The organism is Ochrovirga pacifica, assembly GCF_000220525.1.
Taxonomy (GTDB): domain Bacteria; phylum Bacteroidota; class Bacteroidia; order Flavobacteriales; family Flavobacteriaceae; genus Ochrovirga; species Ochrovirga pacifica.
Window position 1 is genome coordinate 65,746 of the sequence record NZ_AFPK01000074.1, and the last position, 24,970, is coordinate 90,715.

At 35.4% G+C, this 24,970-nt stretch carries 14 protein-coding genes; all 14 read right to left on the reverse strand.

The window, feature by feature from the left end; translation table 11 throughout:
* Positions 1–6: 6 nt before the first annotated feature.
* A complete protein-coding gene (locus tag FS85_RS0114660) occupies positions 7–1,533 on the reverse strand; it encodes a sulfatase family protein (RefSeq protein WP_237706971.1) in 1,527 nt (508 codons plus the stop codon).
* A 19-nt stretch (positions 1,534–1,552) separates the two neighbouring features.
* The gene (locus tag FS85_RS0114665) at positions 1,553–3,085 is read right to left on the reverse strand and encodes a sulfatase family protein (protein WP_010137138.1); all 1,533 of its coding nucleotides are present in this window, start codon (positions 3,083–3,085) and stop codon (positions 1,553–1,555) included.
* A 1-nt stretch (position 3,086) separates the two neighbouring features.
* Positions 3,087–6,878: a VPS10 domain-containing protein gene (locus tag FS85_RS0114670; protein WP_010137139.1), complete on the reverse strand. Its 3,792-nt coding sequence runs from the start codon at positions 6,876–6,878 to the stop codon at positions 3,087–3,089.
* Between the two features lie 220 nt (positions 6,879–7,098).
* Entirely contained in the window at positions 7,099–9,561 is a 2,463-nt protein-coding gene (gene galB / locus FS85_RS0114675; RefSeq protein WP_029489509.1) for a beta-galactosidase GalB, read from the reverse strand.
* A 440-nt stretch (positions 9,562–10,001) separates the two neighbouring features.
* Positions 10,002–10,196, reverse strand: coding sequence for a hypothetical protein (locus FS85_RS0114680; protein ID WP_010137142.1), 195 nt, complete (start codon positions 10,194–10,196; stop codon positions 10,002–10,004).
* Positions 10,197–10,377: 181 nt separating this feature from the next.
* On the reverse strand, positions 10,378–11,013 hold the full coding sequence (locus FS85_RS0114690) for a beta propeller repeat protein (RefSeq protein WP_010137144.1): 636 nt from the start codon (positions 11,011–11,013) through the stop codon (positions 10,378–10,380).
* A gap of 151 nt (positions 11,014–11,164) precedes the next feature.
* Entirely contained in the window at positions 11,165–12,658 is a 1,494-nt protein-coding gene (locus FS85_RS0114695) for a sulfatase family protein (protein WP_010137145.1), read from the reverse strand.
* A gap of 3 nt (positions 12,659–12,661) precedes the next feature.
* The gene (locus FS85_RS0114700) at positions 12,662–14,641 is read right to left on the reverse strand and encodes a beta-L-arabinofuranosidase domain-containing protein (RefSeq protein ID WP_010137146.1); all 1,980 of its coding nucleotides are present in this window, start codon (positions 14,639–14,641) and stop codon (positions 12,662–12,664) included.
* A gap of 15 nt (positions 14,642–14,656) precedes the next feature.
* The gene (locus FS85_RS0114705; RefSeq protein WP_237706972.1) at positions 14,657–16,201 is read right to left on the reverse strand and encodes a sulfatase-like hydrolase/transferase; all 1,545 of its coding nucleotides are present in this window, start codon (positions 16,199–16,201) and stop codon (positions 14,657–14,659) included.
* A 358-nt stretch (positions 16,202–16,559) separates the two neighbouring features.
* Positions 16,560–16,751, reverse strand: coding sequence for a hypothetical protein (locus tag FS85_RS0114710; RefSeq protein WP_010137148.1), 192 nt, complete (start codon positions 16,749–16,751; stop codon positions 16,560–16,562).
* A 178-nt stretch (positions 16,752–16,929) separates the two neighbouring features.
* Positions 16,930–18,897 (reverse strand): LamG domain-containing protein, encoded by a 1,968-nt coding sequence (locus FS85_RS0114715; protein ID WP_160162404.1) that lies wholly within the window; start codon positions 18,895–18,897, stop codon positions 16,930–16,932.
* A 219-nt stretch (positions 18,898–19,116) separates the two neighbouring features.
* Positions 19,117–21,714, reverse strand: a complete 2,598-nt coding sequence (locus tag FS85_RS0114720; protein WP_160162405.1) for a beta-mannosidase — start codon at positions 21,712–21,714, stop codon at positions 19,117–19,119.
* A gap of 88 nt (positions 21,715–21,802) precedes the next feature.
* Positions 21,803–22,867 (reverse strand): T9SS type A sorting domain-containing protein, encoded by a 1,065-nt coding sequence (locus tag FS85_RS0114725; RefSeq protein WP_139062234.1) that lies wholly within the window; start codon positions 22,865–22,867, stop codon positions 21,803–21,805.
* A gap of 149 nt (positions 22,868–23,016) precedes the next feature.
* Entirely contained in the window at positions 23,017–24,963 is a 1,947-nt protein-coding gene (locus tag FS85_RS16905) for an acetylxylan esterase (RefSeq protein ID WP_010137152.1), read from the reverse strand.
* Positions 24,964–24,970 lie beyond the last annotated feature (7 nt).

Sequence of the window (24,970 nt, forward strand, 5' to 3'; positions counted from 1 at the left end):
ATTTAATTATATATGTTTTCCTGTAGGTGTTTTTTGATCTCGGTAATGGTTGTACTTATCAAACAATTCTTTTACTTTTTCTTGATATTTAGGATTATTTACCATATTTCCTGATTCTTTTTCTTGGATGTTTTCTTTTAGATTGAACAAAGCTCTTGGAGTTCTCGTTTTCCAGGTTTTGTCCTTTTTATCAAAATCCACAATCAATTTCCAATCATCTTCTATAATAATCCCTTGTTTTCCTGATCCTCCTTGTACCATTAAAAAGGAATGCACATCATTACTCTTTGGATTTTTTAATACTGGCAACAAATTGTAAGAGTCTACTGCTTGTCCTTTTAGTATTTTAGTATTGGTGATGGCTGCTAATGTTGCCATAATATCCAAACCTAATACAGGTTTGTTTATTTTAGCTGATTGTAATTCTTTAGGCCAAGACACAATAAAAGGAACCCTGTGTCCACCTTCATAAGGTTGATTTTTTGCCCCTCTGTAAATACTACTTACTTTATGTCCTGATTTTGCAGTGTTTTTATCTACCAACAAACCTCCGTTGTCTGATGTGAAAATAAATACCGTATTTTCATAAATACCTTCTTTCTTCAACTGTTTGATAAGCATTCCCATTTGCACGTCTAATTCTTTGATCATGTCCATGTGCTTAGAAGGTGTAGTTCCTGCTATTTTTATCCCATCCAACTCTTTACAAGGTGTGTGTGGTTTGTGCACCGCTTGTGAGCAGTAATACATAAAAAAAGGTTTTTCCTTTTTTGCATTTTTTTTGATGAACTCAATTCCTTTACCAACCAACAAAGGACCAATATGATGAGGATCCCAGTTGGAATCTCCATAGCCTTCATCTTTATCCAATTTCACATTCAGCTTGGCCATTTTTTCATTAGTAATCACATCTATTTTAGAGTCTTTATGCAAAGGCATCCATTTGCTATTTTCATAAACCGCATACGGTACGTCTTGTATTCCTGCAGGCAAAGTAAAGCTGTATTCAAAACCATTATAGTTAGGACCTCCTGCAACAATTTCAGAAATATCTACTCCTAACTCCATCTTTTTTCCTCTTACCTCTTTGTAAATTTTACCCGGATTGTTTTTATCTCTAAAACTCATTCCTAAATGCCATTTACCAAAAAATCCTGTATGATATCCTGCTTGTTGCATCAACTTACCTAAGGTTAATTGATTGGGTTTAAATGCTGATGGAGCATAAGAACTCCACACCCCCCAAGGCAATGGACTTTGATGACATCCGTTTCCTGTCATAATTCCATAACGAGATGTAGCACACAGGGCTGCTGGAGCATGGGCATTGGTAAATAGAACTCCTTTTTTTGCAATTTTATCTAAATTTGGAGTTTCTAAAATAATTTTGTTGGAGTGCAATCTTCTATAAGCAGATACATCTCCAGTACCAATATCATCCGCTAAAACGACAATTACATTGGGTTTTTGTTGTGCATTTATTGAGAAAGCTGTTCCCAATAACAAAACGAATGCGGTTATTTTATTCATCATCTTCTTTTATATTTTTTAATTAAAAGTGTTTTCCTGTCATACCCAATCCATCCCTAGTTTGGTTATACTTTTCTATTAATGACTTTACTTTTTTCTGATACTTTTTATGATTCACTAAATTGTATCGCTCATCTTCAGTATCGTTTGTTTTTAAATTGAATAAAGCAATTGGTTTTCTGTCTTTATTAGTCTTATCTTTTTTGTTGATTTGAATGATTAATTTCCAATCTCCTTCAATAATCATTACTTCTCTATGAGATCCTCCTTGAATCATAATGTGTTTTCTAGAAGGCTTCTCTTCTTCACCTAAGACCAAAGGCAATAAATTATAAGAATCCAAAGCCTGGTTATTCGGAATTTGATAAGCTCCAGCAGCAGCAATTGTTGCCATAATATCCATACCTATCACTAAATTCTTATTCTCTCTTACTTCTTTAATTTTCTTTGGCCAAGAAACCACAAAGGGAACTCTATGCCCACCTTCGTAAGGATCATTCTTACAGCCTCTGTAAATATCACTTGGCTCATGTCGAGCATTCCAAGTAGCTCCATCTACATGTAAGCCTCCATTATCCGATGTAAAAATGATCAATGTATTGTCATACACTCCTTGTTTTTTCAACTCTTTAACCATCATTCCTACTTGAATATCTAATTCCTTCACCATATCTAAATGTTTAGACGGTGTGGTTCTAGCTACTTTTACCCCATCTAATTTCTCAGCGGCCATATGCGGTGTATGTACTGCTTGCGAACAGTAATACATAAAGAACGGTTTTCCCTTATTCGAATTATTCGCAATGTATTTTACTGCTTTATTTGCTAAAATGGGGCCAATATCACTTGGCATCCAGTTAGAATCTCCCAAGCCTGATTTTTTATCCAAAGTAGCTCCTATAGATTCCATATATACCTCGTCAATCAACACTATTTCTGAGTTCTTTTTTAAAGGCAACCAATAATCATTTTCATAAATGGCATAAGGCTCATTCTGAATCCCAGAAGGCAACGTCACTGAATAATCAAACCCACTTTGCATAGGACCAAAATCTTTTATTTTGGTAATATCTATATTCAAACTCAACTTACCTCTAGTAGCTGAAAACACCTTATTAGGATCGCTCTTTTTAGCAAAACTTGTTCCCAAGTGCCACTTTCCAAAGAACCCAGTAGTATAACCTGCACGTTGCATTACTCTACCCAGCGTAGGTTGTTTTTTAGTGATAACAGACTGAGCATACCCAGACCAAACTCCCCACGGCAATGGACTACGGTAATTGTTATTCCCTGTCATGATAGAATAACGAGAAGTGGCACACAACGCTGCAGGAGCATGAGCCTGTGTAAAAAAAACTCCACGGTCTGTTAACTTATCTATATTAGGTGTTTCTAAAACTACCTTACCTTTATGCAACCTTCGGTAATGTGATATATCTCCTACACCAACATCATCTGCCAAAATCACTATTACGTTTGGCTTTTGGATTTGTGCATTTACTAGAGTAGAAACTCCGATAGCCAACGCTAAACATGCCAAGATTCTTTTTTTCATTTTACTTCTTAATAATTTTCTGTGTATTGCTATGAAGCTCATTCTGGATAGACAAGATGTACATTCCGTTGGTTAACTCAGAAAGGTCAATTTGGTTGTTGTAATTATTTCCATTTAAAACTTGTACTCCTTGCGCATTAAAAACCTTTACAGTATCTCCTAATTTTAAGCCATAAACATTTAATATTCCACTAGTCGGATTTGGATGGATCCCTAATTCTCTTAGCATAATTTCATCAAAAAATTCTCCTTGACAATCTTTAGCTCCTTTTACAGTAACAGTGTTTAACCCAGACTGTAATGGCAATTCTACAAATTCTTCAGAAACTGTTATACGCTGATTATTTAATTGAATAGAGTAAGTATCGCTACCCTTTAACTCTAGTAAAACGCTATGATTCGTTTTGTTTACCGAACTTGTAACAGCTATTTTTTTGGGCTCTGTAATCTTCACTTCATAGCACCTTCTATCTCTATCTTTTGGTGCAATACACAAGCTATAAGTACCGGCTTCTAGATTAGAAAACTCTATTGCATCTGTAAAGTTTTTGGTAGTTTCTGTGATTCCATTTCCAGATAAAACGGCAGAATATTCAAACGTTTTATTTGTCGTAATTTCAATGTCACCATCTGAGTTATCAGGACAAGTAACCGAAGTAGTTTTTATAGCAATATCATCTGATGAAATGACCGTTGCACTAGGATTTTCTTCTTTAGCGACATACCAACCACTTCCACGTGTGGATGCATAATAAGTTCCAGGCCTTGTATAATCTATCGCAATATCATTTACACGTTCAGATTGTCCGTTTCCTTTGTTGAATTTTACCCAAGTAGCCCCTCCATTTTTTGACAAGTACGTACCTCCATTTCTAAAATCAACTTTTGAATTTGGCAAGGTTGAAATCATGATAACTTTTGTGTTATACTTAGCTACCTCTACTCTATTTACCCACGGGTAATCAAACAATTGTGTCCATGTTTGCATGCCGTCTGTACTCATCCACAAACCACCTTGATTGACATTTACGTTTTTAAACCCTGATGTTATATAGGCATTGCCATCAACATCAAAATGAATATCGTTGATACCAGATGCTCCAGCAATCGCAGTTGTACTGGCCACTTCTGACCAATTTTCTCCTCTGTCTGTAGATTTATACAACCCTCCGTTATTATCCATAACTGCAGCATAAAGAGTATTGGTATTATTTGGATCAAAAGCAATTCTTGAAACATCTAAAGAAGCTGGCAAACCATTGTTTATTTTTTGCCAAGTTACACCGCCATCGGTAGAGCGATGCACACCCCAACTTTGTGCACTATCTCCAACCCACTCTATATCTTTAGAGGATTTTGGTACACAGAAATACATATTATCAGGATTGCTTTTATCAATCATTAAGCCCACTTGATGTACTGCTTGATCTCCACTTCCTGGAGGAGCTGGTGCCCATGGTTCTGGAATGGCAACACCATGTTCAAACCAATTTGCTCCAGCATCAATCGTCTTGTAGATCTTACCTCTTCCTGCCTGTCTAAACAAAGTAACAAACCAAGTATTCTTTTCGGTAGGATGGATGGCAATTGCACTTACAGAATGTTCTAGTCGAATACCATTGCTATTATATACAATGTGCATTACCTCTGCCCCTTGTGCATTAGGTCTTACCTTTTCTCCCTCATTATTGGTTATCCACAAACTATTTTCACCTGAGGGACAAAACACTTTTCCGGGCCACAATTCTGATTGATAAAATCCATGACCAGGTACATTACTGTTTCCTGCACCAACCCATCCATCTAAAGCAGATCCAGACTCATTTGCTTCTTCATCATCAATATCAACCCATGTATTGCCTTTATCGTATGATACTAAACCAATTTTAGCCAACTGAGTGTACAATACAGCCCCATCGGCACTAAATTTTACATAATTACATCCTTTGCGTTCGTATCCATCTCTATTCTTCCAATCAGACTTGTACTTAAGTGTTACATTGGTTCCCATAGGATTGTTTCGCGTTGTTACCCAGTAAGCATCATCGCGACCATTGTTCCAATTTTTACCATTTCTAAAAGTTACAAACCAGTGAGCTCCACCATTGGTAGAACGCCATATTTGTCCAGGTTTGAAGTTATTATCAGAAGCATTGGAATACTCATTAACCAGATACAAGTTATTAACATCACTAGGATCTACTGTAATGGTATTAAAACGGCTACATATTTTAGTTGGCAATACAGGATATGCTGCCTCTGCATCTGTCCAGCTGTTCAATCCAAAATAATATGCTACCGTTTGATAATAGCTTTTTTTAATATCATTATCGTGATTAAATTTGCTTAAATCAATAAAAACATCTCCATTAATAGCCGTCCATGATTCTCCGCCATCCGTACTTTTAAACACTCCACCTTTGTCATGCGTTACTGTATTGCCCTGAGCCGTTGTTTGGGCTTTCCAAGTAATATTACTCAACACAAAAAGAGTCACCTGTTGGGTATCCTCATCGACATGCATGTCCATCGATAAAATCATGTCATGATCGATACCGTTAGATTTTAAACTCCATGTTGCTCCTCCATCCGTACTTTTGTAAAAACCGTAATTGGTTCCCGCATAAACCACATTGCTTTGATTGGGATCTACTAATATGTGGCTGAATTCTGCACGTGCATCAATCCCCGAATTTGACAAAGTCCAAGTCTGTCCTTTGTCCGTACTTTTCCACAAGCGACCATTGGCATTTGGATCTAAATAAGCTCCTTTAGGTTGTGCTTGTGGATATAAAATTCTTCCATAATGTCTCATTCTACCTGCTCCCAAATACCAAACATTCTCATCCGTAGGATCTACTGAAACCACTGACAAGAAATTAGCTCCTACTTTATTTTGAGCTGACTCTACTCGACTCCATGTTTTTCCTTTATCAGCAGTAGTATACAATCCTCCTTTTACACTTCCAGTAGCCAAACCAAAATTTTCGTTCTGTCTAGAAAAATCTAAAGAGTAAAACGATACGGGTCCTCTAAGTCCTGTTTTGTAAGAAGGAGCATCTGGCCCCATCACTGTTTGATATGTAAAGCCCTTATCGGTAGAGCGGTAAGAATTTCCCATGTTTGGGCTGATGTAATGTGTATTAGCATCTGTAGGATGTGGGTAAAATATCTTGTTATTTCCACTCATACCAGGTCCAAACTGCACCCAAGTAAGCGTATCTACAGAAGCTACATTTTCAGTTTTTAAACGTTCAAAATATCCAGATAAATCTTCCGATTCGATAACCATCACCTCATCAACAAACACTTCACCAACATTTGCATTGTTGGGTCTAAAAGAAAACAAAACCTGTCCGTGGGTACTATTTTGGGATGGCGTAAAACTTACCGATTGCTGTGTCCATTCAGAAGCATTCAGGTTCAAATTAAAATGTCCCACTTTGTTCCCATTTCCATCAAAAACTTTGATATTGGTTTGCTGATTGTCCAAAGCATCCAAAGCTTTGTAATAGAAAGAAATTTTATAGGTTTTCCCTATTTTCCATTCCAAATTTTTAGGAGTCCACAAATTTCCTTTTTGATCAGAAGCACTAAACTTTAGCTGAAACCCATAATTCCCTTCTTTTTTTGATGCACTATTGATTTCAAAAACCGACAATCCTGTTCCGCTAGTAGCTACATCCCACTCTGAAGTCAAAGAATTTTCAAATCCACTTTGGAACACTACAGTTTGTGACCAGCCAACATTTGGCAAAAAAAGCAACAACAAAAAGTGAACTATAGATTTCATCCCTTTAGTTTGGTTTAGATTGATTTCCTATTTCGACCTAGCTAAATAAGTCATTAGGTTTCTAAAGCAGCATCTCATATGTAAAATTGTAGAATACATATGTCTTTTTTAACAGTCAAAAAAACAGTTCTGCTAAGCGTTTACCTAATGTTTCTCTACAAAACAAAAAAATCCAACTAGAAACTAGCTGGATTTTTTATAGACGAGACAATGGAAAACCTTACTTTGTCTTTACAACGATTGTTGCTGACTTTAAAGATTTCGATTTAGCCTTTAATCTTATGGTTCCTGATTCCTTAGAAGATTTTAACACCGCCAAACACATTCCACTAAATGCTTTTCTGTGATCTGCTTGAAAAGATTCAACACTAATTTGATTTCCATTATCAACAGCCACCAATTCTCCAGCACCTTTTACAGAAAAATTAACTAAATTGTCTGCATTTGGACACAAATTCCCGTTTTTATCTTCGATTCTTACAGTCACGTAAGCCAAGTCTCTTCCATCGGCATCTATTTCAGTTCTATCTACAGACAAGCTTATTTTAGCAGGTTTTCCAGCAGTAAAAATCTGTTCTTCTTTTACTACTTTACCATTTTTGTAACCAACTACTTTTATGTTTCCAGCCTTGTACGGCACCTCCCAAGACAAACGGTATTTAGAGTCGAAGGTTTTAGGTTTGTAACGTAAAAAATCAATTTTAAGCGTAGTTAAGTCTTTTCCTTTTACCTTTTTACCCATAGATTTTCCGTTCACAAACAACTCTGCTGCATCAAGGTTGGTATAGCAATATACAGGAATCGTTTGTCCTTCCATTCCTTTCCAATTCCAATGAGGCAACAAGTGAATCATTGGCTTGGTAGTCCACTGACTTTGATATAAGAAAAAACGATCTTTAGGAAATCCACACAAGTCTACTGCCCCAAAATAAGAACTATGTGATGGCCAATCTCCATTCCAATATCCATTGGTAGAATTGTCTTTACCTCCATACGGTGTAGGTTCTCCTAAATAATCAAATCCTGTCCAGATAAACTCTCCCATCACACTTGGGTTTTGTTCTTGAAAATGAAACTCAATGTCTGGTGGATATGCCCATGGTGGGCCAATCAAATCATAACTTGTAACGTGTAGAGATTCATGAGTTTTATACTTTTTTATAGGCAAATGATATACTCCTCTACTACTGGTACAGCTTGATGTTTCAGAACCATACAAAGGCATTTCAGGATACATAGAACGCAACTCACTATACATAGATGGCTTATAATTTGCTCCTGCAATTTGTACTTGTTGAGCCATATTGTTATCATACGGCCCTCGATAATTGTTAAAACCTGCTGTAGTGGGTCTGGTTGGATCGATTTCTACACAATAGTCATGTAGCATTTTAGCTACTTTCCAACCATTTTTTTTGTCTTTTTGCTCAATAATTTCGTTTCCGATACTCCACATAATAACCGAAGGATGGTTGCGATCTCTACGGACCATATCTTTGATATCACGCTCTGCCCATTCTTCAAAAAACTTATTGTATCCATTAGGCACTTTTTCCATTTTCCACACATCAAAAGCCTCGTCTAAAACAACCAACCCTAATTCATCACACACTTCTAAAAACTCTCTAGATGGAGGATTGTGACTGGTACGAATAGCATTGACTCCCATATCTTTCATTATTTGCAGCTTACGCTCGTCTGCTCTTTTGTAAACTGCAGCTCCTAACGCTCCGTTGTCGTGATGCAAACACACTCCATTGAAACGTACTTTTTTATTGTTCAAGAAAAATCCATCTTTGGTGTAAGCAATACTTCTTAAACCAATAGTATTTTCTTCTTGATCGATCACTTTACCATTCTTAGTAATGGTAGTGACCGCTTTGTACAAATTCGGTTGATAAATATCCCAACGCTTTGGGTTTTTAATTTTATGATACAGAGCCGAAGTAGCAGACTTTCCTGCTTTTACAGTAATTTGTTCAGCAACTTTCCCTACACTGCTTCCGTTTGGATCAAAGTATTCTTGAGTCACCTCTACCAAAGCATCTTGGTTACTTTTGTTGTTAATAGTTGTTTCGTTTTGAATGACTGCTATTTTTTCGGTAACAGTAGGTGTGGTAATGTAAACTCCCCATTGTTGCACATGTACTGGTTCGTCTATTTTTAACCAAACCGAACGATAAATTCCCGCTCCAGGATACCATCTAGAAGACAAATCCTCTGGGGTTAAACGCACGGCAATCACATTTTCTTGTTCACCGTAATTTAGATAATTGCTTATATCAAACTCAAAACCGATGTATCCGTAAGGTCGGTTTCCCACTAATTTTCCGTTTACCCAAACATGTGCGTTGTACATAGCTCCTTCAAAGTCTATACGTACCACTTTTCCTTTGGCTGTTGCAGGAACTTTAAACGTTTTTCTGTACCATCCTGTTCCATGAAATGGTAAACCTCCCGCACGGGCATTGTATTTTTCATCAAAAGGACCTTCAATTGCCCAATCGTGAGGAAGATTGAGTTTTCGCCAATTGGAATCATCAAAATTGGGTTGTTCGGCTCCAGGAGCTTTGTCGTTAAAAAATGTCCAAGACTCGTTAAAATTAAGATCTTGAGCATAGTTTTTTGTCCCCCCTAAGACTACAAGCACAAAGAGGCACATGGATAAAAAGCGTTTTTTCATCGTATTAAAAAATTCTTATTCAACTTATTGTTGACAAAAATAATAGGATACTGATGAGATTCTTGAAACAAATGATTTTGTTGCTAGCAGAAATGGGTTTCGTTGTCTTATTTTCCTTCATTAAAGGAACTAAACAAACTTTTGTTTAATCACAGTTTCTTTCAAGTTCAGTTTTTTCCTGCTAAAAAACTAAATCACTTATAAAATCCTATGGAGTCTTTGTGAATGGGCCTTTGTTATAGGAATGCTTAGTTGAACTAGCAGTATGTTTCAAGATACAATTACTTGTTCGCTTTTTTATAATTCGACTCATGCACGACAAAGAGTTCAAACAAACCAATCGCTTTGCTTACTTTTCTTTAGCTACATAAAAACCACTACCATAGGTGGATAGGTAATATTTTCCTGGAATACTATAATCTATAGCTATATCGTTAACTCTATCTGACTGACCATTTCCTTTGTTTATTTTCTTCCAATTTTTTTCCACCGTCTTTAGAAAGATATGTTCCAGCATTTTTACCTTCTATATTTCTGTTTGCGAGTGTGGAAATTAGTATCACATCAATATCGTATTTAGCGACTTCAACTCTATATACCCATGGATGTTTAAATACACAGGTCCATTTTTTCATAGATGCGTTTTTAAAGAACGAATTACATCCGTATCCAAGCCTTTAGTTTTTAATTTCCATTTTTTTCCTCCATTAGTACTTTTATAGAAACCATAATTAGAAGAGGCATATAAAATGTTTGTGTTATTTAGGTTCACAATAATATTCTCAATTTCGGCTTTTGGATTGATTCCTTTATTGATTAATTTCCACGTTTTACCTTTATTGGTAGTTTTCCATATTTTTCCTTGACTCTTAGGATCTTATAAGTACCATGTGGTTTGTTCTTAGTAAATAAAATTTTTCCTGTATACCTCATTCTACCTGCTCCAACATACCATATTTTATCATTAGTCGGATCTACTGTAATAACACTTAAATATGAATTTCCAAAGTATTTAGTAGACCCCTTGTGAGGAACCCAGTTTTTTCCTTTGTTGAATGTTGTGCATAAATTTTTAGCTTTTAAATCTGTACAAAAACCAAAGGATGGATTTTGTCTTGAAAAGTCTATAGAAGCAAATTCACGTGGTCCTCTTTCACCATTTCTATTATCGCTACCATCCTCGTTTAAAACAGTATTGTAAGTATGTCCTCCATCTGTTGTTATATAAGAGTTCCCCATGTTAGGCGATACGTATAAGGTTTTGGTATCTGTAGGATGCCAAAAAGCAGCTTTGTTATTTCCGCTCATTCCCGGTCCAAATTGTTGCCAAACAATGTTAAGATCAGAAGGGATGTCTTTACTAATTATATCTTTAAAAAACTTCTTTTGCGCATTGTTTTGGTTTGAAAGTAATAACAGAATAAAAACAATACTAAGTTTATATAATTTCACGAGTTTGGTTTTAAATTATTAAGTGTTATAAATAAAGGATTGATTTTTTGTTAGTACTTATATGATTTTCTAAAGAGAAATTATGTTTTATTACAGTGAGTATATTCTTATTAAACAGGGAGTAAAGTTTTTGTAGGTATACTATTTTCTCTTATTTCTTCTTTTTTAGCATTCTAGCTTTGGTTTTAGCAACTAGTTCCTTGTATTGAGCAATTCTTTTGGGTCTTGCTTTATTAAATATAGCTCCATTGCCAAACATTCTAGGATCTCCTTGTGTTTTTAACTCTTTAAAGAGTGCTGTTTTCATTTTCTTTTTCAATTTTGATAGTTTTTTATCTGCTGCCAAATTGTTCATGCAAAAAGGATCTTTTTTAATATTGTAAAGTTCTTCTTTCGGTCTTTTTCCAAAATTTAATTGATGGAACAAGTTACTTTTATCTAGTTTCATAATTTCAGCTTTGGTAGGACTATAATCAGTATCTCTGTAACCCGTTTTTTCCTCTCCACAGGGCCATCTATTAGGTTCAAAATTATGCATATACACATAATCTCCTTTGTGATAACTTCTAACAGGGTACCCCCAACCATTAGGTCTAACCATGTCGTTTCTTTCTCTACCTGTAAGAACTGTATTTCTACCTTTTACATTATTATTAAAGAAGTCGGTTAAACTTTTACCTTGAATTTTAGGCATTCCAGAATTGATTTGCTCAATACCCGAAACCTCCAAAAGAGTAGGAGCAATGTCAATGAAACTTGCAAATTCAGAACAACTCCTTCCTGGTTTTTTAATTTTTCCTGACCAACTTACTACAAATGGAATTCTGGTAGAAAATTCATGCGGATGTCCTTTGTACCTAGGAAAAGGCATAGAATTATCCGAAGTAGCAATAATAATAGTATTTTCTAATTCCCCTACTTTTTCTAAATGCTTTAGAATTTTCCCTAAATACTGGTCAAAATATTCAACTTCTACAGCATAATCTAAAATGTCGTTTTTAACACGTTCGTTTGCTGGCCAAAATGAAGGTTGAAACTTTAAGTCTTCTATTTTTTTCCCTAAACGGACACCACTTTTGTACTCATAACCTCTGTGGGGTTCTTTACATCCGTACCAGAAAAAGAAAGGTTTATTTTTAGGTCTGTCTTTAATAAAGTCTTTAAAATTCTCGGTGTAATCGTATAATGCTACTCCTTTTAAAGGCTTTTTGTCAATCTTTTTTTTGTTGTATTCTTTACCAGTTAGATTCCTTCCTACAGGATGAACTCCAGGATTCCAACCTTTTCCTGTGAATCCCGAAAAATATCCATTCTCTGTAAGTACCTCAATAAAACTCTTAAATTTTTCAGGCCATATAGGTTGGTGGTTAGCTGCAGCTTCTAATTGCCAAGGATTACGACCTGTTAGGATTACAGCTCTAGAAGGAGCACATTTACTGCTAGGAGTAAACATGTTATTAAATACCAGTCCTTGTTGCCCTATTTTATCAAAATTAGGAGTGTTTACAAATTTATGTCCATAAATACTAGTATGAGACATGTCATCTGCTATTACAAATAGAATGTTAGGCTGTTTGTTTTGGGCTACTGTTAAAACATTTGTTAATGTAAACAACATACATAGTCTTAAAAATATAATGTTCATTTTTTAGTTTGTTTTAGGAAATAAAGTCATTCTTAGATAGGTACTGCCTAATGGTACCAATTCTATGTACTCCCTATTGGGGCTTAGCTTTAATTTATCAGGAAATTTTTTAAGATGTTTAGTCCCATCAAGCCTCCAGTTCAGCACCTTTTTAGCTGGTACTTGTATTTTAACAGGACTATTTGTTACACTCCATGGATATGTATTTGAATCTAATTTATTTTCGATTACGTTTACATCTGTTATATCCTTTATATCTAAGGTATAATTCCAATTTGATGCAGGATACATTAATTTATTAGGGAAGTCTTTCAGCTTGGGATCTCCAATATAAGGAAATGTAATGATTTTATGATTCACCGGTAATGAGTACACTAGTGGACCTCTTTCAATTGCAAAACCCTCATTTTTTTCACCCCAAGCAGTCAATTTAGTTTCCATGGGCAATTGCAATTCTATAAGATCGTTGTTTTTAAACGTACGGTCTATTGTTGCCATCCCTTTCTCAATATTAATCTTTCGTATTTTCTTACCGTTAAGGTATAATTCAGGTTTTGAGCACCACTTTGGTATACGCATGGTAAAAGAGAATTTACTAACTTTTTCTATTTCAAAACGGAATTCAATCCTCTCATTAAAAGGGTATTGAGTCTTTTGTTGAATTTTTATTTCTTTTCCTTTATGATTAAAGTTAAATTCAGAACTTCCGTACAAAGCCGCAATAATACCTGAGTTATCTGCTTTTTTTAACCACATTCTGCTCGCGTATGATGGGAACATTCTTTGTATGTTACCTGTACAACATTCTGTATCATGACCAGTACGGTAACACATACGTCCTAAAGCCATACCTCCCCAATTTAATTTCACGTTGAACTGACTGGTTTCTTCAGCAGCTACAGGTTGGTTAGGTGCTGAATAGTATTGATGAGATTTAAAATCTTTATCCATTGATCCAAAACCAGCATTAAATATACAGCGTTCAACTAGGTCTCCCCAGTGTCCATTATTGGTTGCCATTAATAAATAACCAGCACTCCAAGATAAATCGATGATGTCACAGGTTTCGTGAGCTAAATCGACAGCTTTACCTTCTAAATGTTCAATAGAACTTGGGCAACCATCTACCAACATATGATGTTTTACAATTTTATTAAATTGGTTGATAGATGCATTTAAATACCTTTCTTTACCAGTGTACATATAAAGTAGCGCTGGGATTTTTACTTGTTCCATATTACTAACTCCATGTCCGTGAGGTATTTTTTCTGATAACATATTGTCTAATAATTTAGACGGTAAATTATCGTTCTTTTTAGCCTTGTCATATTCACCTCCTTCAGAAGCACTTTTGCTTTTATGAAAACTGTGAATCGCTAAGTTTAGTAGTTTTTCGTTCCCCGTTTTGTCGTATAACCAAAGAATAGGTTCAATACTAAATAAGGCTCTACCATTATTAAACAGGCGTGGTGTTTTTAGAAAATGGGATGACATTTTTTTTAAGATAGATTGATTCTTAGTAATTTCGTATTTAGCCATTAAACCTCTAAAATAGACCACTCTGGCCCAATCGTCTGCTTTGTTTTGTCCTAGAATTCCATTTTCAGTAATATGCGAAAGTGTGTGGTTAAAGTTTTGGTTTGCAAATTCAACTAATGCTTGATTTTTAATGAGTTGACCACATCTATAGGTTCCATCTAAAAAATAAGCAGTTTGCTCATAGGGCCAATAGGCTCTACCTGCATGACCTACGGGAATTTGAATATCTTCTGTCCACATACGTGTATTAAACGGATACCCAGAAACCGTTGGGTTTCCCCCTAAACCCTCGGCTTGTTTTACTAACACTTGTTGTAGCCAGCCAAAGGGCTTAGTTTGGTTTAGGGGAAGTTCCTTAGATTTTCCATAGTAGTTTTGTGCATGTAAGAAATTAGAAACAACACACATTACAAAAAGTAGAAAGCTTATAGTATATCTATTCATATTGGTTTGATTATTTTAGTAATAATCCCAAAAGTCTACTGTATATCCGTTGTGCTCTTTGTAGTCGTTTAGCTCTTTTGCTTTTTTTCGCATTTCTTTCTGCATTTTAGCTAGCAACTCTTTGTATTCGGGTAAAAAAGCAAGATTGGTTGTTTCCCAAGGATCTTTTTTATAATTGAACAACAAGGTCACTCTAGAACCAGCAACATACTCCTCGTATTTTTTTCCTTTACCTTTAGTATCAGGAGCTTTTACAAATTCAATCAACTTGTAATCCCCTTTTCTATAAGCTCTCTGATGTTGTCTGTATGCGTGGTAGGTATACTCTCTAACTTGTTCTTGTTTACCGTCTATTACAGGTTTTAAACTCTTTCCTGTTACAGATATTGGCTTTTTGATGTTGGCTAAATCACAAATAGTAGGATAGATATCATGAATATAACTCAACGCATCAAATCGTTTTCCTTGCCCTTTTACTTTTCCGGAAATAATTAACGGAACATGTATTCCATCTTCATCATATAAATTTTGTTTCCCCATCAAACCATGGTTTCCAACTGCTAAACCACTATCCCCCGAGAGTACAATAATGGTATTTTCATATTGTCCTTTTTCTTTTAAGGTTTTGATCACTCTTCCTATTTGTGCATCTACATGACTAATAATTGCGTAGTAGTCTGATAGTTCTTTTTGTGCTACAGCTTTAGTTCTTGGCCAAGGAGCTAGTTGTTCGTCTCTTAAATACAAATGCCCATTATCGAAAGGATGTTGTGGTAGGTAAGAAGGTGTTAACTTCATTTTCTTCTCAGGGTACATTTTTTTGTATTTCTTAGGTGCCTGTCTAGGATCGTGAGGAGCATGGAAAGCTAAATACATAAAGAAAGGCTTTTTACCCTCTTGTTTTGATATAAAATCTACAGCCTCATCTCCAAAAATTTCAGAAGTGTGAGGTCCGTCTTTTTCGGTTTTTACAGGTCCTTTTTTTTCTCCTTTAGCTACTTTTCTAGTTGTTCGGTTTCCTTTTTTATCATACACATAAATAAAGGCATCTTCTTTTTTGTATTTCCCATCTTTTCTCCATTTCCAAAGCGGCATTCTATAGTGATCTGTTAAATAAATTCCTCGACTCATCATAGAACCTCCACTGTCAAAAATTCGAGCCAAAGAAGAGTTGTCTTGATGCCATTTTCCTACGATATGAGAGTGGTATCCTGCATTTTGAAAAGCCTCTCCAATAGCAACGTGTTCTTTCGGTATAGTACTACCTAATCCGTTTAACTGAAAAAGGTTTCTACCTGTTAACAATTGAGCTCTACTTGGCATACAAGTAGCACCGGTATAAGCTCCCATTAAATAGGTGTTATCAAATACATATCCTTCTTTGGCCAATTCATCCATATGTGGAGTTTGCACTTCTTCTCCTGCTAGTATATGAATTCCAGAGTACCTATGGTCGTCTGTATAAATTAACAGAACATTGGGCTTTTTTGAGTTAGTTTGTGCATGCATTTGCCAGCATCCTACAAGCATCAACATGAAGTATTGAATGTAAGTTTTCATGATTTTAATTAACATTTATTTTTACTATTTCTTTTCTTTTATCTTTAGATCGCAAGGTGAAATGGCAATCCTTAACCGACAGGTTTTTTATATGTCTTGTAAACAATCCATAAGCAGTTGTAGGTCCTAACTTGGTAAATTCCGGATACTGTGTTACATTTTTCGGATACCACACGAGCAGTATCCTCATCAGTTCCACCTCCTGATGAACTCACTTTTACATTTTCTATTTGGATGGTTCCCAGTGCATAATCAGGTGTCCCAAAAAAATAAAAACCAGTGCTTACCTACACATTGATGTTTCTTATCATCACTTTGTCAATGCTTCTTGTTGGTTTTCTCGGAGCTCCTCTATACATCAATCTACATTCACACATAAGACCGTTCCCCCATCTTCTTTGTAACAAGCATTAATGTTTTTTCGAATGGTTTCGGTATTTAGGGTTTTACCGTCGGCAATGGCTCCGTTTTCATTCACATTCCATACTTTTTTTGGCGAACAAGAAAAAAGTACTCCTATCAAAATACATACACTGAACTTTAAATACATCTGCCGTGATTTCGTAAAATTGAATCAAATAATTAATCATTTGTTGTTTTAAGCACACTCATATTTCTCTCAAAACATCACAAGCAACACACTACAAATTAAACACTTAACCAACAAAAAAGACGGTCAATAAAAGGGGTAAAAAGAAGGTATATTACTAAAAATGCAACACAAATGGTTAAGAAGCAATCAGGTCTTCAAACTTGATCTTAAAATTGACGTTCAAAGTTGTTTGGTAATGATGAACAAAAGATTGATATTTAGAATAAGCTTGTTGTTTTTTATTTTGATGAAGTAAAGCAAGCACAACAAAAGTTATCGCAGCATCTGACAAAGCATCTACCGTGAGCCAAAGAGTACTCGCCTTTTGAAGATGTTGCCATTGTTGCTCTTCGTACAAACGGGTACATAAGTTTTTCAACGATACGATGTGTAGCTCATTCAATTGCATACGCATTTCGTTAAAATGGGTTTGTTTGACTTCATCACACAGCTGCAAACTTTCATAAGGATATACTAAAATACTTTCTTCTTTATCATTAAAAAAAGAGAGTAAATCCATAAAAAAAAGAGATAAATTGCTTTCTAATTTCCATGATTTATCTTGATATACCAATGCAATGCCTTCAAATTCTTTGAGCAATTTTCTAAGTCTATGGATGTTGGTTCCTCGATTGTTTTTTTGTTGGGCTACATCATCAGATGCCCATAAAATATCTGACATCTCCTTTGAACTAATGTGCCTATTGTAAAGCTTTGGAAACACAACTATTAACACCAAAAGTCGAATCAGGGTGGGCGTGAACTCGTTCGATACATCTTTCCCGTTTTTTTGCAAAGCACCAAATTTCCCTAGAATGAAGATTGCATTTCGAGTAGGAAAAGTAGGACTGACATTCGCTAATTCCTCTGGCAGGTGTTGTTTTTTAGGTTTCTTCTGTAAATACCAAAATCCAAAAACCAAGCCTCCCCCCAACACAGCTAAAAACCACCAATAGTTCTCGACTTTTAATTTATTTTCTGATTTCATAGAAGCGTTATCCATGCTCAATTTGCCTTGATAGACGCTAGCAATTTCTTGAGGATGCAAACATCTATTCCACAGGGCTACATCACAAATCAACCCTTCAAAATTGTTATTCCACAAGCTGTTTCCTATTTTTATATAGTCATCCCCTAGAGTTTTTCCTTTTACTTCTTCGCTACCAACCCACACTCCATTTAGGTAATAATTCAGCTTATGATTGTAGCTTAATGTAATGGCAATATGATTCCAGTTGTTTTGAAAATCTGTTTGCAAAGCACCGCTTTGTACTTTAAAAATCAATGGTACATTGAACCAAATTTCTTTTTTTTCAGCATTCAATCGCAGGCAAAAGCGTTTGTTCCCTACAACACCTTGCAATTCCGATGTTATCTTGGGTTTTATCCAAGCCGCAATGGTCAGTTGATGATCAAAATTAACATCGTCCACTCTCACAAAAGAATTGCCACTCATAAACTTCGCCACTTTTCCTTTGACCTCATCATTTACAAAAACCACCTCTTTTACTTCGCTAATCGTTTTTGTTTGTTTAGAAACGTCATTTATACTGCCATGCATGGGCAAATACACTTCCAATTGATGAAACAAGTTACTTTGCAAAAAAGTACTTTCATATTCATCCTCAAACTCCTGTGGTGTCAACGCAGCATTCCAAATCTTCAAATCATCCAGACCTCCTTCAGCAGCAATATTGTACATATCATTACCTATACTATAACGGGAGTTTCTTTTTTTCCACCAGTCAGCTGCAATCGTATCTTGCAAAACGAGATCTCCATTAAAATAGATAGCAAGTGCACCAGAAGCTTTTAAGGTAAAACCCACATGCTGCCAGGTGTGACTGTTCAAAATTGCAGCCGTAGTGACATCTTTTTTTAAATAATGATTGAATTGTAATTTTCGATTGGATAAATACCTAAAATTAAAAAGTCCCTTCTCCGCAAAGAGCGTCCCAGAATGTTGATCGATATTTTTTGGCAAAAACCATAAACTTACAGAGAGGTTTTTAGCACCTGCTGTAACTGGAATGTTAAAAATCGGATCTTCTTGATCAGAAAACTCAACCACCGATTTGCGTACAGGATCATTTTCCTTAGCCACTAAGTTGCTATTTGCTTTTTGGCTTAGGGAATACAATTCTTTTTTAAAAACCAGTAGCTTTGTTTTTTGTCCGTACAAGCAGCATACGCCCAAAAGCGAAATGCCTACGAGAAACCTTGTAGCTGTATGATGCATGTTACCAAACTCCAACAAAAATGAAATTATTTCGTTAAACTTCCTCGAAAATAACAAATTCCTGTTTTTAGCAGTAAAAAAGCATCATTGTTTTCTTATCGAATCATCAGGTGCAAATGTATTCAACAACGATTCAATGCGTAAACCCGCAAGATATTCTTCTGCATTTACTGCAACATCTGTAACCTTAACAGTGTACTCCTGCTCTGGCAACATGTCAAAATAATTATTAGAAAAAGTTTCATCTCCGTTGGCAACCAACTTTACATTTTTTACCAAAACATCAGATTTTAATACTAGTTCTATTTCATTTTTTTCTCGTCGGATCATTTTTTTAGTGATGGTTGGTTTTGTCAAATCCAAATCTTTGGGTTTTTCAAAATAACACAAACTCTCGTCCAATACTTGTTGGTACTTGTCTAATACCTGAGCTTGTAATACTATTTTAGAAGATTTGTATTTCATCAAAAGATCGTTCAACGAAGTTTTAAAATACACCTGACTACGATTACTTTTTATGTTGATATCCTGTTGATAAGTATAAAGCTCCTCTCCTCTAAAATCTATTAATTTTAAATGCAATTTTGCTGGTTGCTCCTGTAAAGCATCGGACACTATGTAAAACTCAAGCATCTCTTTGTTTGCATAAAACATCCCCTTTAGGGCTTTGTACAAATCTTTTACCTTAAAATGTGCCGCTTTCCATTTTCCGTAATAATCTATGGTAGACCAAGAAGCTACAGGCCAACAATCGTTAATTTGCCAATACAAAGACCCCATACAATACGGCATATTTCTTCTATGTGCTTCTATGGCCATTTGCATACCTTGTGCTTGCAAAAGTTGACTAACATACAAAAACGAATCAAAATCTTTAGGTTTTCGGTACCATGACTGCATGTAATGTGCAATGTTTTTGTTTCCAATAGGATGTCTTTGATGAGATTGCATCACCTCTGAATACACATCCCAATCTTCTTCTTTTGTAAATTTCTCGACTGAATTAAATTCTGGAAAGGATTGAAAACCATATTCTGACATAAACCTTGGAATAAATTCATCAAAAGTTTCAAATGGAGATTGCTGACCCCAAACACCCCAATAATGATAATCACCTGCTGTTAATGTTGCATCTTTTCCCATTTCAGAAGTAGGAGATGAGGCCCAATAAAAAGTATCCTCATCAAACGATTTTACGACCTTTGGTAACATATCATGAAATACATCTGTATAAGCCTTCCAAACGGTATCCATGACCTCTTTACCTTGATGATTGTAAATTTCATTTTTCCATCCCCAATTTTCCCAAGCAGTAAGGTTTTCATTATTACCACACCAAAGTGCAATACTCGGATGATTTCTCAATCGCTTCACTTGATATGTGGCTTCTTTTTTTACATTTTCTAAAAACGAATCGTTTCCAGGATACATAGCACAAGCAAACATAAAATCTTGCCATACTAAAATTCCGTGCTCATCACACAAATCATAAAAAATATCTTTCTCGTAAATTCCACCTCCCCAAACACGAATCATGTTGTAATTGGCAGCTACCATATCTTGAATGATCTTTTTATAATCATCAACAGTAACTCTATCTAAAAATACATCTTGAGGAATGTAATTGGCTCCCTTCATAAATACTGGATGTCCATTCAACTCAAAATAGAAGCTCTCTCCCGCTTTATCTTTCTTTTGAACAACTTGCAAGTTCCTTATTCCTACTCGTTCTGTTTTTTTAGCAATCGTGCCATTCCATTTTTTTAAGACCACTTTTACATCATATAATTTCTGTGTTCCCAAGCCATTTGTCCACCAGAGTTCCGGGTTTTTAATGGTTAGTGGTACATTGATTTGGTTTAGTCCTTTGGTCAATTCCAATTCTCTTTCGTTTTTTAAAACACCGTCTACAAAAACCTCAACTGTTGCCGTAAATTTTTCTAAAGCCTCTATTGCTATTTCTGCTTGAAATTCTGCTAAACTAGCTTCTACTTTTTGCTGCTTTATATAAACATCGTTAATCGAAGCTTTGTCCCAAGCCTTTAAATATACCTCTTGCCAAACACCACTGGTTACCAATCTAGGCCCCCAATCCCAACCAAAATGATAGCCAGGTTTTCTGCTAAACACGGCTACTTGTTTCTTTCCCAATCCACCATTTTCTGACTGATCGTTTACAGCGTTGGGCAGCTGATATCCTAAATTTGCTCTTTTTTGCAAACCTTTGTTAATGGGAGATTGGAACACAATCTTTAAATGGTTTTTGCCTGATTTTAAGATTTGCTTACAATCTACTTCCCAGCATAAAAACATGTTGTTTGTTGTTAACAACAATGAGTCATTTAGATAAATAGCTGCATAGGTATCTAGTCCTTTAAATTCTAATTGAACCTTGTCTTTAGAAAGAGTTTTTTTATCTACATTAAAAACAGTTTGATACTCCCAATCTTTTTTGTCAATCCATTGCAGCTCCTTTTCATTCATTCTAAAAAATGGATCTTCTATCACACCATTGGTCAACAAATTGGAATGCACTGTGCCAGGCACTTTTGCTGGTAAATATACCGTATCTTCAACTGCCTTAAACTCCCAGTTAACATCTATATTTTTAACGGTTAAATTCTCTTCTTGGCAAGAAGAAACTAAAAACAAAAGACACAAAAACTTAAAAACTTTATTCACTGTCTATAAATCTATTTATGGAAAAAGCTACTATTGACAAGATATCAACACTAGCTTTTACCTTACATTAAAAAACTGATTTGCAATACTACTTTACAAACTTTCTTGTTACTTTTTGACCTGCACTATTTTCTGCATAAAAAATATAAACACCTGAGTTTACCTCTGCTAAACTAACCTTATTTGTAAAAGATGATGCTACTTGTTTACCAGTAATATCATGTACCGTTATTTTAATTCCATCTAGAACAAATCCATCTCCTGACAATGTCAACTCTTGGGTTTGCTTGTTATAATTAACAGCAATTGCTGTTTCTTCAAAACCCTCAATGCTTAAAGTTGATGTAGAAATAGTTGAATACGCATTACTATTAACGTCTGGTAAAGATTGTAGTACAAAAGTATAGATTCCTCCTTCTGCTACAGTTATAGAATTGGTTCCATTGGTGTATGTTCCTTTAAATATGTACTCCGTACTTCCAGTGGCAATAGTGGTAATGTAAATATTGGTAGCTCCCTGAATAATGGAAATGTTTATACCTCCTGTTTCGTTAGAGTCTGCATCCCATGTAACTTTAAACTCATCCGCTGCTGGCTTGGAAACTATTAACCCTGTGGGTGCAGCTGCATCTAAAGACAAACCATTCAGTGTTATATTGTCAAAAAACCAAGATTCACCTCCCACACTATCGCCAGCATTAAAGAAAACAACAATTTTATCAAAAGTAGCTGTACTCTCGTCACCAGTTCCATTGTAGGTTAAGCTTGGGGTTAAAGTTTCCCAAGCATTAGCAGAGCTTGGTGACATCCATCCTTCTGCTACATTTCCTACACCTTCTTTTTCTAGTTTTACATACGTTGAAGCTGTTGAAGGTCCATAAACATCTAACTGCAAACTGGTTAAATCCGACCAGCTTAACACATCGTTTAATACAATAACAGATGCATTTGCCCAAGCTTTACCTGCTGGTGTAACATACTTAGCAACCGTTGCTGAAGTGTTAACTCCACTTGTATTAGGATTGGCTTCTACTGTTGCTGTTCCTTCCCAACCATTATGACTATAATAATTAGGATTTTCAAAATTAATAATTGCTTGTCCAAAAGAGCTGAAAGCTGTCATCATAAATAGAATCTGTGTAATTTTTTTCATAATATAAATAAGTATTAATTAACGTATTGATAACGATTCATAAAACTAAATACGACTTAAACAAAAAACTCCCCTTTTGATGCAAAAAACTCCCTATTTAATGAGTTTAAATAGGGAGCTATCAAAAAAGTTAAAATAAAAGTGAAACCTTATTTCTGTTGTATTTCTAAAATTTTATCGGCATAACGTTTTCCTAATTTTCTTACTCCTTCTGAATTAAAATGCAAATTATCTTCTTGTACAAGACATCCCTTAGAAGAAACCACATGAGCTGTTGGAATTACTTGGGGTAAGGTATTAATGATTTGATTCATGTACCCAAACATTCCCTTTTGATCTTCGTGAACTACCTCACCCGCAATAAGGGGAACAGATTTAGCATCTAAAGACAAATCTTTTAAAATGTTTCGGTATACGCTCTTCACATACTTGGGCCAGTTTTTATCTCCTGCATTGGCTTCTCCTTGATGCAGTAAAATTCCCTTTATCACGCCACTTTTTTGAGCTATTTTAGCCAAGTTGATCAAATGTCCATAGGGATTTCCTCTATAAGATCTTACCTTATCCACAAACCAAGATTCTTTAGTTGTAGCATTATAATCTTGATAAATATCTTTGTCAAAAATTCTAATGTCGCATCCACCTACGGCAACAGGTACCAAACCTACTTTTATTTTCTCTGGTAGTTGTTCTACTAGAGTTCTTCCAAAATAATCTGCTGGAGACAAGCCTGTACTACAATGGAATAATGGAGGAATAGCCGTGTACCATCTATTTATGTTCCTTCCTAATTTTCCACAATCTAGAGACTGTAGCACCTTAAGCCGTTCGTTTGCATACAAATCTTGTGGCTGTATTGCCGCAGAGCCTTCCATATTAGATTGTCCAATACATAAATAAATATGAAAATTAGGATCAAATTTAATTTTCTCTCCATCAGGATCTTTCATATTTACAATCGCCTCTGTATAGGCATTGCCATCCGTATCTGGTAATGACTGAAACCTTGCTACGTAAACTCCCTCTTTATCTATTGTAACATTCTTAGTAACATTCCCTTTATAAGAGAAACTATTTTCATTGGGACCTAAGGTTTTTACATAGACATTTCCCGTTTTTTTCTCAGGATCTTCGATAAAAATATTTGTTCCTTCAGAGAGTAGATCATTGTCCCAAGTAACAGTAAAGCTATCTTCATCTATCCTAGACACTTGAACATTACTAGGCTTATTAGGTTCTTTTTTAGAAATAGCAATCCCCTGTATTGAAAGCATCTGCTCTGCATAACGCTTCCCTAATTCACGTACTCCTGCCGAATTAAAATGCACTTGATCGTCACGAACAGTACACCCCTTAGAAGAAATAACATGAGCTGTAGGAATCACATTGGGTAACGTCTGAATGATAGGATTCATAGCTGCACATTTTCCTCCTTGATCAGCTCCTACCACTTCACCTGCCAATAATGGAACTTCATCAGCGTTTAGAGACAAATCAGACAACATACTTTCATAAATTTTCTTTACATATAGGGGCCATTTTTTGTCTCCTGTATTGGTTTCTCCTTGATGCAATAAAATTCCTTTAATCACTCCGTTTTTTTGGGCTTTCTTAGCTAGTTCAATAAGACGTTGATATGGATTTCCTCCATAACCGTTTATTTTATCTTGAAACCAAGATTCAGGGTAGGTATTTAAATAGTTTTGATATATTTCTTTGTCAAACAAACGAATGTCTGAACCTCCAATAGCCACATTCATCACACCTACCTTTATGGAATCTGGTAAGTGTTTTACCATGGTTTTACCAAAAGCATCAGCAGGGGACAAACCTGTGTAACATTGACTTAACGGAGGAACGGCAGGATACCAAATGCCTTGGGTTCTTAGCAAATTGTTACAGTCGGTAGTTTGCATAGCCAAAAAACGGTCGTTGACTAGTTTATCTTTAGGTTCTATACTAGCAGAACCTTCCATGTTAGATTGTCCAAAACACAAATAAATATGAAAATTTGGATCTTGAGCATGCAATTCGATCATTCCTAAAAATACAAGCAAGCTTACAAGCAGGCTCTTGTAATAATTATTGTTTTTCATCTTTTTC